Source organism: Methanoculleus sp. 10 (genome assembly GCF_913757945.1).
Lineage (GTDB): Archaea > Halobacteriota > Methanomicrobia > Methanomicrobiales > Methanoculleaceae > Methanoculleus.
This window is the reverse complement of sequence record NZ_CAJYDP010000005.1, coordinates 54,843-67,914: the sequence shown is the minus strand read 5'-3', so window position 1 is coordinate 67,914 and position 13,072 is coordinate 54,843. Positions and strand designations below refer to the sequence as shown.

Genomic DNA, 13,072 nt, shown 5'->3' with positions numbered 1-13,072 from the left:
AGGACCGGGAACGGTGACCGGGCATACTCCGCAGGATGAGCCGTGCCCGGGCGTGCCCCCCGCTCACAGCGCGGCCAAAAAGAGGTTCGCGGCCAGCGTGATCACAAGGATCACCGGGACGCAGTAGCGGATGAGCACCATATAGATCCGCTGCTGCCACCCGCACCCGCCGATCTCCGCACAGATCCGGGTGCGGTCCATATACCACCCCCCGACGACGCTCAGGATCAGCCCTGCGGCGATGAGGCCGATCGTCCCGAACGTGTAATCGGCAAGATCAAGGAACGGAGCCCCGAAGATCTCGAACCGGAGGGCGGTGTAACTGAGGGCGGACGGAAGCCCGAGGAGCATGACTGCAGCGAAGACAAGGAGCGTCGCGCGTCTCCTCTGGTAGCCGTACGAGTCCATCAGCGTCGCCACCGGGACCTCGAGCATGGAGACCGCAGAGGTGAGCGCTGCGGCAAAGAGCATCAGGAAGAAGAGCGCCCCGAGCACCATGCCGAACTGCATCTCCATGAAGACGGAGGGCAGGGTGACGAACGCGAGGTTCACCCCGGCTGCGGGGTCGACTCCCGCGGTGAAGACGAGGGGAAAGATCATGAGCCCGGCAAGGATTGCGATCACCATGTCGGCGACGGCGATGATGGAGGCGCTCCGGAAAAGGTCTCCCCTCTTGAGATAACTGCCGTAGGTGAGCATAACGCCCATACCCACCGAGAGCGAGAAGAAGGCCTGCCCGAACGCCGCGGTCCAGACGCCCGGGTCGGCGAGCCTCGAGTAGTCCGGGAGGAGGTAGAACCGGATTCCCTCGAGCGCCCCGGGCCCGGTGAGCGAGAAGGCCACGAGGAAGAGGAGGATCGCGACCAGGGCCGGGATGAGATACCGGGCGACCTTCTCGATCCCCTCCCTGACCCCGGACCGCACCGTCACAAAGACGGCAAGCCCCGAGAGGAGGAAGAAGGCGAGCGGGAGATAGGAGCCGGTGAACGCACCGAAGTCCACCGGCCGGTTGAGGGCAAAGAAGAGGGCATAGGCCAGCACCCAGCTCGTTATGACGAGGTAGTAACTGAGGATAAGGCAGACGATGACGACGATGGCAAGGCCCACGGTGAAGAATCGCTGTCGCAGGGATTGAAAGGCAGAGGCCACCGAGTTCCCCGTTGAGCGGCCGATGGCAAATTCCAGCACCATCAGGGGGAGGCCGAAGAGGAAGACGGAGATCAGGTACGGGATCAGGAACGCGCCGCCCCCATTGGAGCCCACGATGTAGGGGAACCGCCATATGTTTCCTATTCCCACGGCCGATCCGATGCTTGCAAGGATGAAGCCCGGCGTCGACGACCATTCCTCCCTTCCAGTATCACTCATCGTTCGGGGCCCTCGTTCCTGATGATAGAGAGGTGTTCCACCTTATTATGCGTGTCCGCCCGGGCCGGGAGGCAGGGTTTTCCGGGGCATCCCTGACCAGTGCACTTTTGTATCAGGTTTCCCATACCATACGAATACGGTTGAAAACAGGATGAGCGTCAGTTCCCGGAGACGCCCCGGCGGGGGGAAGGAGGGGTGAACGGCCGGTACCCGTTCCTCTTCTCGATCCCCCACGGCGGCGTCTCTGTTCCTCCCGAGATCCGCGGTCTCGTCAGCCTCTCAAAGAAGGAGATCGTCTTCAACAGCGACCCCCATACCCGTCTCCTCTACGGGTTCGACGACAGGGCAGAGGTGCTGGTCGATTTTGACATCTCCCGGATCTTCGTCGACACCAACCGGCCGCCCTACGAGTACCCGCCGCGGTCCCAGGACGGCGTGGTCAAGGTCATTACACAGGACGGGACCCCGGTGTACCGGAGGGGTCAGGTGCCCGGCAGGGAACTGATAGGGACCCTCCTGAAGGACTACTACTACCCGTTCCACGATCGGCTGGCCAGGGCCCTCGATGCCTCGCCTATCGAGATCGCGTTCGACTGCCACAGCATGCTGCCGCGGGCCCCGCCGGTCAGACCGGATGCCGGGCGCCCGCGCCCTCTCTTCTGCCTGAGCAACCGGGGGGACCGGCAGGGGAGACCGGTGAAAAGGGGCGGCTTCGTGACCTGCCCACCGGAGTGGCTCCAGGCGCTTGCCCGGTCGTTCGAGGCAGAGTTCGACGGCGAGGGGCGGATTGCCATGAACGATCCCTTCAGGGGCGGATTCATATCGGTGGCGCATTACCGGCGGGCCCGTGTCCCCTGGGTCCAGATCGAGATCAACCGCGGCCTCTACGAGACTGGGGGGAACCCGGCCGACGAGGGACGGCTCACCGAACTCCGGGAGCGGATCTTCTCCGCCGTCGCCGGGTTCTGGGACGAGGTCTCCGGTTAGGGGCCGTTTCCCCATATTTTGAGGGTTTTCGTGCGTGAGGCAAAGGCACAATAGTCCAACTGTGCATCGGTTCCGAATTGCCGGACGTTGTTCACTCCTCGTCCCCGCCACCCCGCCCATGCACCGGAGCCGCCTCCCCCGCCCCGCGAGGATCGGGGGCAGTGCTCGCGATACCCAGTGGGAATCCGTGCCCGGGCGTGCTCCGGGGTTTTTCTTGTGAGGGTGCCGGGTATTGGGAACCGATGCAGCAGTATCCCATGGCACCTGACTGATATTCCCGCACGCCCCGGGGTTGCCCCCATTCGCGATCTTCGCGTCTTCGCGCGAGGCCGCATCAGCGGGATGATGTGGAGGCCCTGGGGCTATCGGCGATCCTTCTTACGCTTAAACTACACTGGCTCGATGCACCCGGGCCCCCTGCCAGATCCGGCCCTATCCCGCCAGATTTTCGGGGTCGAAGATACTATGCCGCCGGAGCACAATATATAGAGTGATGGATCGCCTGCACCTGATCCTGCAGCGTTACTTTGGGCATACGGCGTTTAACCCATACCAGCGGGAGATCATCTCAGACCTCCTCGCCGGGCGCGACGTCCTCGCGGTGCTTGCGACCGGAGGGGGCAAATCACTCTGCTACCAGGTCCCTGCGCTCATCGGCGGTGGCATCACGCTCGTGATATCGCCCCTGATCGCCCTGATGAAGGACCAGGTCGACGACCTGCAGGCCCGCGGGATCAGCGCCGAAGCGCTGAACTCCTCCGGATCCTACGCAACGACACGCCGGATCCTCTCGGAGCTTGAAGAGAGCCTGATCCAGATCCTCTACGTCTCACCGGAGAAGGCGGTCAGCGACGACTTCCTCGCGCTCATCGCATCCCTCCCCGTCACGCTGATCGCGGTCGACGAGGCTCACTGCATATCGATGTGGGGGCACCAGTTCCGGCCGGAATACCGGTCTCTTGCGGTCCTCAAGGAACGGTTACCGGGGGTGCCGATGGTTGCCCTGACGGCGACCGCGACGCCGGACGTCCGCGACGACATCGCGCGGCAGCTCGATCTTTTAGATCCCGCGGTCTACGTCGGGAGTTTCAACCGGGAGAACCTCAGGTATGCCGTCATCCCCAAAGGTGAAGACCCGTACCAACAGCTTCGCGCCTGCCTGCAGGGCCGCAAGACCGACGCCGGGATCGTCTACACCGCGACGAGGGACGGGGCCGAGACGCTCTCGGCCCGGCTCCGGACCGATGGTATCCCGGCGCTTCCTTACCACGCTGGTATGACGGCGGCGGCCCGGGCCGGGACACAGGACCGGTTTGTGCGCGGGGAGATCCCGGTCATCTGCGCGACGAGTGCGTTCGGCATGGGCATCGATAAACCGGACGTCAGGTTCGTCATCCACTACGATATGCCGGATACGCTCGAGGCCTACTACCAGGAGAGCGGCCGGGCGGGGAGGGACGGGGCGACGGGCGACTGCATCCTCTTCTACCGCGACGACGACGCAAAACGCCTCCGGTCCTTCATCGACCGCGACCTCCCGTCCGAGTTCCGGCGTGAGGTCGCACGCTCGAAGCTGCAGAGCATGGTGGAGTACTGCACCGCGACGGGGTGCCGGAGGGAGCGGCTCCTCGCGTACTTCGGGGAGGAGTTCAGGGCTCCCTGCGGCGGCTGCGACGCCTGTGCCCCGTCCGCCAGGACCGGGAAGGCACGGGCCCGGCCGGAGCGCCGGAAGCACGGCGCTGTTCGCTCCGCATCCCGATGAGGTCCCGGAAACCGGCATCCCTTCTCCCACCCCCCGGGGAAACACCTATTACACATACGGCAAATTGACCTCCCGGAGTTGCCATGAAGAAGTTGTACCGTTCAAGAACCGACCGGTGGATCGCCGGCGTATGCGGCGGCATCGGGGAGTACCTTGAGATCGATCCGAACATCATCCGGGTGATCTGGGCCATCGTCACCGCGATCACGGGTTTCTTACCCGGGATTGCCGTCTACATCCTGCTCTGGATCATCCTGCCGGAGCGCGGGACGGCGCACCCGGTTGAGGCGCCCGCCGGAGCGTGAAGGGGGGTTGTGGTGCGGTCGGGAGGACTGGTTACGCGCAAGTGCGCCCTCCAGGCAATAGAAGCCCCTCACCGCCGGGCCTCTCCCGTGCCCCCCTCCTGCAGCTTCCGGATCGTATCCCTGAGCGCGATCGCCCGCTCGAACTCCAGGCGTTCGGCCGCCTCCCGCATATCGGCCTCGAGCTCGATGATCAGGTTCGGGATCTCCGACCTCGGGACATGTCTGATATCGGCGATCTCGACCTCCTTCTCCCGGATCGGCTTTTGAATCGTCTGCGGCGTGATACCGTGCCGGGCGTTGTAGGCAAGCTGCATCGTGCGCCGCCGCTCCGTCTCAGCCATCGCCCTCTTGATAGAGTCGGTCATGGTATCCGCGTAGAGCACGACCTTCGCGTTCACGTTCCGGGCGGCCCGCCCGATGGTCTGGACCAGGCTCCGGGCGTCGCGAAGGAACCCTTCCTTGTCGGCGTCAAGGATCCCGACGAACCCGACCTCGGGAATGTCGAGGCCCTCCCGCAGGAGATTGATCCCCACGAGGACATCGTACTTCCCGAGACGGAGCTGCCGGATGATCTCGGTCCGCTCGATGGTGTTGATCTCTGAATGGAGGTAGCGGGTCTTGATCCCCTGGTCGGCCAGGTACTCGGAGAGTTCCTCGGCGAGCCTCTTCGTAAGCGTCGTCAGCAGTATGCGGTCGCCGCGGTCGATGGTGGCACGGATCTCGGCGATCACATCCGGGATCTGCCCCTCGATCGGCCGGACCTCGACCGCCGGGTCAACGAGCCCGGTCGGGCGGATGATCTGCTCCGCGACATTTGAGCGCTTCAGCTCGTAGTCCCCCGGGGTCGCCGAGACGAAGATGACGTTTCGCATATACCCAGAGAACTCGTCGAACATCAGCGGGCGGTTGTCGAACGCCGACGGCAGCCTGAACCCGTAGTCCACGAGCGATTTCTTCCGCGAGTAGTCGCCGTGGTACATGCCGCGGACCTGGGGCAGGGTCTGGTGGCTCTCGTCGATCACCATCAGGAAATCCTCCGGGAAGTAGTCCAGCAGGCAGTAGGGCTGTTCGCCGGCCTTCCTCCCGTCGAAGTGGCGGGAGTAGTTCTCGATCCCCTTGCAGGTCCCGGTCTCGCGGATCATATCGATGTCGTAGAGGGTGCGCTGGCGCAGGCGGTGCGATTCAAGCATACCGAGGTTCGGGAGCCATTCTTCAAGTTCCTGTCCGATGGAGGCGATCGCACGCTCCTTCTCCTCCTCCGGGGCGACGAAGTGGCGGGCCGGGTAGACGAAGAAGTAATCCATCGCCTCGAGCCGCCGGCCGGAGACGCGATCTATCTCGCTGATCCGGTCCACCTCGTCCCCGAAGAGCTCGATGCGGATGATGTTGTTGAAGTAGCCGGGCACAAGATCGATGGTATCCCCCTTCACCCGGAACCGGCCCGGGGCGAGCTCGATGTCGTTCCTCTCGAACTGGATCTCGACGAGGCGCCGGACGATATCGTCCCGCCGCACCCGGTCACGGACCTTCACCTCAAACCCCATCCCCCGGAAGTTCGCGGGGTTTCCAAGCCCGTAGATGCAGGAGACCGAGGCGACGACGATGGTGTCGGGGCGCGAGAGGACCGATGCGGTGGTGGCGAGGCGCATCTGCTCGATCTTCGGGTTGATCTGGGCGTCTTTCTCGATGTAGAGGTCGCGTTTCGGGATATAGGACTCGGGCTGGTAGTAGTCGTAGTAGGAGACGAAGTATTCCACCCGGTTCTCCGGGAAGAACGAGCGAAACTCGTTGTAGAGCTGGGCCGCGAGGGTCTTGTTGTGGGCGATGACAAGCGTGGGTTTCTGAACTTCGTTGATGACGTTTGCTATCGTGAACGTCTTCCCCGATCCCGTGACCCCGAGCAGGGTCTGGAACCGCTCGCCCCGGGAGAGGCCGCCGGCGAGTTTCCGGATAGCGTCGGGCTGCGAGCCCCGGGGCGCAAAATCTGCCGTAAGGTGGAATGCCGTCATGATATCACCGTCTTCTTGCGCAGGTTCCTGTGGTAGGCGATCGCAAACCGGTGCGCCTCGTCGCGGATCTCCTGGAGGAAGAGCGACGCCTTCTCGTGCCGGTCAAGCGGCAGGGGGTGGGAGAAACCCGGCACGAAGACCTCCTCCTCGCGCTTTGCGATGGCCGCGATGGGGATTGCAAGATCGAGCTCCCTGAGCACTGCACCGGCCGCCGCGAGCTGCCCCTTCCCGCCGTCGATGAGGATCAGGTCGGGGAGTTCGCCGCCCTCCTTCTGCAGGCGCGAGTAGCGGCGGCGGACCACCTCGGCGATGGCGGCGAAGTCGTCTACGCCCTCGACCGTCCGTATCCTAAAGCGCCGGTAGTTCCTTTTGTCGGGCTTGCCCCGGAGGAACCGGACCATCGACCCCACCATCGCCGTCCCGGAGAGGTGGGAGATATCGAAGCACTCGATCGCAACGGGGAGATCCGGGAGGTGCAGGCGGCGTTTCAGCTCGTCGAGTTTGATCCGGTCGCCGAAGAACGCGATCTCGATGTTCTTTCTGACCAGGTCGAGCAGGTTCTTCTTCTCGCCCCGTTGCGGCACGACCACCCGGACCCGGCCGCCCCGGAGGTGGGAGAGGTAGCCGGGAAGCGCGTCGTCCACCGCCTCAGGGAGGATCACCTCCTCCGGCGGCTCGTTCTCCGCGTAGTAACGGGCAAGGAACTCCTCGAGGAACCCTTCCGTCTCGTCGAAGGTGTACTCACGCTTCCCCGACAGTGTTCCCCGGTCGACGTTGAAGAGCATGAGGAACACGGTTCCTTCACTCACGATGTAGTTGACGATATCTTCATTATAGGCCTTCTGCCGGTCCACGTGCTGCCGCTCCCGCAGCCCCTCGAGGGCCGCGATCTGGTCGCGGAGTTCCATCGCCCGCTCGTATTCCTGCCGCCCTGCGAGAGCTGCCATCTCCTCCCGGAGCGTCCGGATGAGCCCCGCGATATCCCCCTTCAGGACCGCCTCGGCCTTTCTCGTTCGTTCCCGGTAATCTTCCTCGCCGATTGCTCCGGTGCAGGGAGCGCTGCACGAGCCGATGTGGGCCCGGAGGCACGCCCGCCGGGGGAGGCGCCGGCAGGATCGGAGGCCGAAGAGTGATTTCAAGAGACGGAGGAGGTCGTCGCGCTCCCGTGCAGAGACGAACGGCCCGTAGTAGCGGCCGTCCCCGTCGGGCCCCCGGGCGACGTGGAACCGGGGGTAGGGCTCGTCGGTGACATGGATGTAGGCGTAGCTCTTCGAGTCTTTGAGGTCGATGTTGTACTTCGGCTGGTGCTTCTTGATCAGGGTGTTCTCGAGGATGAACGCCTCGACCTCGGTGTCGGTCACGATGAAGTCGACAGTGGCGATGGCGGCGACGAGTCTTCTGGTCTTTTGGTCGAGGTCGTGCCGGGAGAAGTAGCTCGACACCCGCCTTTTCAGGTTTTTTGCCTTCCCGACGTAGATGATGGTCCCCTCGGCGTCGGAGAAGAGGTAGCACCCGGGCTCGGTCGGCAGGCTCTGGGTGTCGATCATGGCCTTCCGAGGATCTCCTTCAGGAATGCCCCGGTATGACTCCCCTCCACCGCCGCCACCTCTTCGGGGGTCCCCGTTGCGATGACTTCCCCGCCGGCGTCCCCGCCTTCGGGGCCGAGATCGATGATGTAGTCGGCCGACTTGATCACGTCCAGGTTGTGCTCGATCACGACCATCGTGTTCCCCCGGGCGACGAGGTCGTCAAGGACCGCGATCAGGTTTTTTACATCGTGGAAGTGCAGCCCGGTCGTCGGTTCGTCAAGGAGGTAGATCGTCTTCCCCGTCGCCCTTTTTGCGAGTTCGCGGGTCAGTTTGATCCGCTGCGCCTCGCCGCCCGAGAGGGTGGTGGAACTCTGGCCGAGTTTGATGTAACCAAGTCCCACCCGTGAGAGCGTCTCGAGTTTGTTCCTGATCGAGGGGACGTTCTCGAAGAGTTCCATCGCCTCCTCGACACTCATGTCGAGGACGTCGGCGATGGACTTCCCCCGGTACTTCACTTCGAGGGTCTCGCGGTTGTAGCGCGCCCCCTTGCACTCCTCGCACTCGACGTAGACGTCGGGGAGGAAGTTCATCTCGATCTTGATGAGCCCGTCGCCCTGGCAGGCCTCGCACCGCCCGCCCTTGACGTTGAAGGAGAACCGGCCGGGCTTGTAACCCCGGACCTTCGCCTCCTTCGTCCCGGAAAAGACCTTCCGGATCTCATCGAAGACCTTGGTGTAGGTCGCCGGGTTCGAGCGCGGCGTCCGCCCGATGGGGCTCTGGTCGATGACGATCACCTTGTCGACCTCGTCGTCGAACGCGAGACCGTCGTACTCCCCCGGGCACTCCCGTGAATCGTGGAGTTCCTGCATCAGCGCCCGGTAGAGCGTCTCGTAGATGAGCGTGGACTTCCCCGATCCCGAGACCCCGGTGACGACCGTCAGGACGCCGATGGGGATGTTGACGTCGATGTCCTTGAGGTTGTTCCCCCGGCAGCCCGAGAGCCGTATGAACCGGCCGCTCTGCCGGCGCCCTGCCGGAACCTCGATCCTGAGGTCGCCTGACAGGTAGCGCCCGGTGAGGGAGGAAGGATTTCTCGCGATGGCGTCGGGCGGGCCTTCCGCGACGACCTCGCCGCCGTGGAGCCCGGCCCCGGGCCCCATGTCCACGACCCAGTCGGCGCTCCGGATCGTCTCCTCGTCGTGCTCCACCACGACGAGGGTGTTCCCGAGGTCGCGGAGGTGCTGCAGGGTCTCAAGGAGTTTTCTGTTGTCCCGCTGGTGCAGCCCGATGGAGGGCTCGTCGAGGACGTAGAGCACCCCCGTCAGGTTCGACCCGATCTGCGTCGCAAGGCGGATCCGTTGCGCTTCCCCGCCCGAGAGGCTGCCTGCACTCCGCGAGAGGGTCAGGTAGCCGACGCCGACCTGCTCAAGGAACTCAAGCCGGGCGACGATCTCCTTCAGGACCTGCTTTGCGATCTCGTGCTCGCTCCGGGTGAGTTCAAGGGTCCGGAAGAACGCGAGCGCTCCTGTGACGGAGAGGTCGGTGACCTCGACGATAGACTTCCCCCCCACCTTCACGGCAAGAACCTTCTCTTTGAGCCGTTTGCCCCCGCACTTCGGGCAGGGGAGGATCCGCATGAACCGCTCGAGGTCGCGGCGGCGATACTCGGACTGGGTCTGGTGGTAGAGCCGTTCGGCCTGCGGGGCGAGCCCCTCCCACGACCCGGAGTGCGACCAGGAGGCGTCGCCGTTCCTTGCGTTCACGGAGAACCGGAGCCGGTCGGGCGAGCCGAACATCAGGGCGTTGTACTGCTGTTCGGTCAGGTCTTTGATCGGGGTCAGGACGCTGAACCCGAAGTGTTTTGCGACGGCGCCGAGGTACTGGCTCCGGTAGCCGTCGAGGAAGTTCCGGTAGAGCGCGACGGCGCCTTCGGCGATGCACTTGTTCCTGTCCGGGACGATCAGGTCGGGATCGAACTCCATCCTGATCCCGAGGCCGTTGCACTCCTCGCAGGCGCCGAAGGGACTATTGAAGGAGAACATCCGGGGTTGGAGCTCCTCAAACGCGATCCCGCAGACCGGGCAGGCCATGAGCGACGAGCAGGTTTCCTCGCGCCCGTCCTCATCGACGGCGACGACAAGCCCTTCGGACTTTGCAAGGGCGTTCTCGACGGCCTCGACGAGCCTTGAGCGGTCGTCGACGGACGACAGGCGGTCGACGACCACCTCGATGTCGTGTTTCCGGTAGCGCTCGAGGGTGATCTCCTCGTCGGTCCGGCGGATCTCGCCGTTTACCCTGACCCGGGTATAGCCTTCCCGGTTGAGGTCCTTGAAGACCTGCTGGTAGGTCCCTTTCTTCTGCCGCACGACCGGGGCGAGGATGGTGACCGTCCCGGCCATGACGGAGGCGATGTGGTCGGCGATCTTCTCCGGCGACTGGGCCTCGATGGGGATGTGGTGCTCCGGGCAGAACGGCGTCCCCACCCGGGCGAAGAGGAGCCGGAGGTAGTCGTAGATCTCCGTGACGGTCCCGACGGTGCTCCGGGGGTTTTTAGACGTCGTCTTCTGCTCGATGGATATTGCGGGCGAGAGCCCGTCGATGCTGTCGACGTCCGGCTTCCTCATCAGCCCGAGGAACTGCCGCGCGTAAGCGGAGAGCGACTCCACGTAGCGCCGCTGGCCTTCGGCGTAGATGGTGTCGAAGGCAAGCGTGGACTTTCCCGACCCGGAGACGCCGGTGAGGACGATAAGCCGATCGCGCGGGAGTTCGACCGTGATGTTCTGGAGGTTGTGCTCCCGCGCCCCCTTGATGACGATCTTCTTCATTCTCGTGTGCAGATCTGTTTGTGTTCTTACTTCATAGCCGTTTGCCGATGCCAACGCTTAAATAAAATAAAAAAAAGGAGCCCGGGATGCAGGCGGTTTTGAGGGGCCCGGGTTGCGGGTGAAGAAGCGGTTCGACACCGGACCATTCATTGTGCGGCCGGGGCGGGTCCACCTGCAGAAGAGCGGATAGGAAGAGGTTTTGATGAGGCGGTGGTTACCACGCCTCGGGGTATGCCATGTTCGTGTAGATATCCTCAAGCCGGGCCTTGTGCCCCTTCTCCATGTTTGCGAGCTGGTTGAAGATCATCTCCTGGCCGGCATCGGCAGAGGCAGCGGCAAGCCGGGTGTACATCTGCACAGCGTGCAGTTCCTTCTTGATGGCAAGGACCAGGCCGTCGAGCGGTTTCATATCGACCGAGAGTTCGGGCTCTTCGATGGCATCGGTGACCTTGTAATCGCTCACAGCCACGAAGTGCATCTCCTTTGCACCACGGAGCAGCAGGCCCTGCAGGTACTCCCGGTGGCCCTTTTCATCCTCGGCAAGTTCGAGGAAGAGGCGCTTCAGGTTTGCGTCCTTCGCCCTCTCGGATACTGATTTGTAGAAGGTATACGACTCAACCTCACTGTCGATAGCGTTTGCAATTATCTTCTGGAAATCTTCGGCGTTCATAGCTGGTATCTCCTTTTTGTTCTGTGCCGTCACGGCCCCGCGGGGGCCGGTTGCACAATTTGTTCGTAAAGGTACGAACAATATCATCTATAGCAGGATGACTATTTATCTCTTTCCTTTTGTCTCCGGCAGGGGCCCGAATGGGGCCCGGCACCGGTTTGCAGCATCCGCCTGTTCCTGCACAGACGGGGAGCAACCCATAGTAAGAGGTCCCGGTGCGAACCGCCGGCGTCCCGACCCCGACGGTGCCGGGACCTCCGGGGCATCCCCTCGTGCATCGATTTCAAACGGACAGACCAGATCTGGCCTTCGTCCCGCCCCATCCATGGCGCTCCTCTCTGTCCCCCATCCCGCCCGCGCTTCACACAGGTGGGTACCCGTATGTTCCTCTCCGGCAGCCCCCGCCCCGCCCGGCCTTCCTGGAGGGATACTCGTACCGTCCTCTCCGGCAACCCCTCCCGCCCTTTACTGCTCCTCCGCCCCTCCGGGGGCGAGAATCTGATCATGGCGATACCGGGAGGGCCGTGCCGGAGCAGCTCTCGCGCCGGTTCCCGGGGAAGAGCAGAACATTGGGTTCTCCCCGTGCAGTGGACCGTGGTGGCGTAATATGGGGGGAGGGACCGGGAGGGCTTCCCCTCCCGCAGGCGTGCGTTCTCTCTTCGGCCCTCGCCCCCGGAGGGAGGGCAGTACGTGGGATACCCGGGAAAAACCGTCCCCCGGATGCAAACTCCCAGAAAGTGGAAAAAAGATGATGACCTCCTCCGTTGATAATGGCGGCAATCGAGAATCGTTGCACTCGTGAGGCTGGTGTTTTTTCTTTCCCGATGGCCAACAGGTATACGCTGAAAAATGAACCCTTTTCATAGCGGAAGATAGTATGGCGGAGAGAAGGAGTACGGGTGCTCCCCGGCGTGTCACCGGGGTCGTGCAGGACAGGCACGGGAACCTGATTGAGATATTCGACCCCCCCTTCTACCGGAAGGAGTTTGAGGACGCTTACCGGTTCATCATCGACGACTATATGGTGGCGCAGAAGGATATCGGCCTGTTCCTGCCCTGCGCCGTCAGGAAACCCTACAGCCGGAGCCCGAGCCACCAGCTCTTCCGGCGGATCATCGACGGTGTCCTCGACCCGGCGGAGTACCATATTGTCATATTCGGCACCTGTGGGACCGTTCCTGCGGAGCTCGAGTGCATGTACCCCTACCAGAACTACCACTACATGCTCGGCAAGACCACGGACGGGCGGATCCGGCGGGATTTCCATCGGATCGAGGTCTACCGGCTGAAAGGGTTCCTCGAGAAGACCCGGGACACCTACCGGCACCGGCTCGCCTACTGCATCGGGCCGTTCCGGAAGGCGATGGTGGAGGCGTCGGAGGAGACGGGGATCGCCGTCGACCTGCTCCCCTCCGACCCGATGATCGAGCGGCTCTACGACATCGACTGCCCGTTTCCCGAGGGCAGCCTCTCGATGCAGGGCTACATCGACGAGTTCCGGGAGGGGCTTGAGAGGCTGGCGGGGATGGTGCGCGGGAGCACAGCGGCGGCCCCGTGGACGGGGGTTCAGTGCGGCGGGGGCCGGTGAGGACGTGAAGGTAGTCGGGGATGAGTTGG

At 63.6% G+C, this 13,072-nt stretch carries 9 protein-coding genes; 4 read left to right on the top strand and 5 right to left on the bottom strand.

The window, feature by feature from the left end; genetic code table 11:
* Nucleotides 1–63 precede the first annotated feature (63 nt).
* Nucleotides 64–1,368: a sodium-dependent transporter gene (locus tag QZ408_RS07140; RefSeq protein ID WP_292490563.1), complete on the bottom strand. Its 1,305-nt coding sequence runs from the start codon at nucleotides 1,366–1,368 to the stop codon at nucleotides 64–66.
* 195 nt (nucleotides 1,369–1,563) lie between these two features.
* Here QZ408_RS07140 and QZ408_RS07135 point away from each other — a divergent pair, with 195 nt between their 5' ends.
* From QZ408_RS07135 to QZ408_RS07125, 3 genes are all read left to right on the top strand, one after another.
* Nucleotides 1,564–2,355 (top strand): N-formylglutamate amidohydrolase, encoded by a 792-nt coding sequence (locus tag QZ408_RS07135; protein ID WP_292490562.1) that lies wholly within the window; start codon nucleotides 1,564–1,566, stop codon nucleotides 2,353–2,355.
* A gap of 493 nt (nucleotides 2,356–2,848) precedes the next feature.
* Nucleotides 2,849–4,117, top strand: a complete 1,269-nt coding sequence (locus tag QZ408_RS07130; protein WP_292490561.1) for an ATP-dependent DNA helicase RecQ — start codon at nucleotides 2,849–2,851, stop codon at nucleotides 4,115–4,117.
* An 83-nt stretch (nucleotides 4,118–4,200) separates the two neighbouring features.
* A complete protein-coding gene (locus tag QZ408_RS07125; RefSeq protein WP_292490560.1) occupies nucleotides 4,201–4,422 on the top strand; it encodes a PspC domain-containing protein in 222 nt (73 codons plus the stop codon).
* Between the two features lie 68 nt (nucleotides 4,423–4,490).
* On the opposite strand, the gene uvrB is transcribed toward QZ408_RS07125, so the two are convergent.
* From uvrB to QZ408_RS07105, 4 genes are all read right to left on the bottom strand, one after another.
* Nucleotides 4,491–6,431, bottom strand: coding sequence for an excinuclease ABC subunit UvrB (gene uvrB / locus QZ408_RS07120; RefSeq protein ID WP_292490559.1), 1,941 nt, complete (start codon nucleotides 6,429–6,431; stop codon nucleotides 4,491–4,493).
* Nucleotides 6,428–7,978, bottom strand: a complete 1,551-nt coding sequence (gene uvrC, locus QZ408_RS07115) for an excinuclease ABC subunit UvrC (RefSeq protein WP_292490558.1) — start codon at nucleotides 7,976–7,978, stop codon at nucleotides 6,428–6,430. The genes uvrB and uvrC overlap by 4 nt, the downstream gene beginning before the upstream one ends.
* Entirely contained in the window at nucleotides 7,975–10,785 is a 2,811-nt protein-coding gene (gene uvrA, locus QZ408_RS07110; RefSeq protein ID WP_292490557.1) for an excinuclease ABC subunit UvrA, read from the bottom strand. Before uvrA ends, uvrC begins: the two co-directional genes overlap by 4 nt.
* 214 nt (nucleotides 10,786–10,999) lie before the next feature.
* On the bottom strand, nucleotides 11,000–11,455 hold the full coding sequence (locus tag QZ408_RS07105; RefSeq protein ID WP_292490556.1) for a ferritin family protein: 456 nt from the start codon (nucleotides 11,453–11,455) through the stop codon (nucleotides 11,000–11,002).
* 877 nt (nucleotides 11,456–12,332) lie between these two features.
* On the opposite strand from QZ408_RS07105, the gene QZ408_RS07100 reads away from it, so the two are divergent.
* Nucleotides 12,333–13,043, top strand: a complete 711-nt coding sequence (locus QZ408_RS07100) for a DUF5591 domain-containing protein (RefSeq protein ID WP_292490555.1) — start codon at nucleotides 12,333–12,335, stop codon at nucleotides 13,041–13,043.
* Nucleotides 13,044–13,072: the final 29 nt, after the last annotated feature.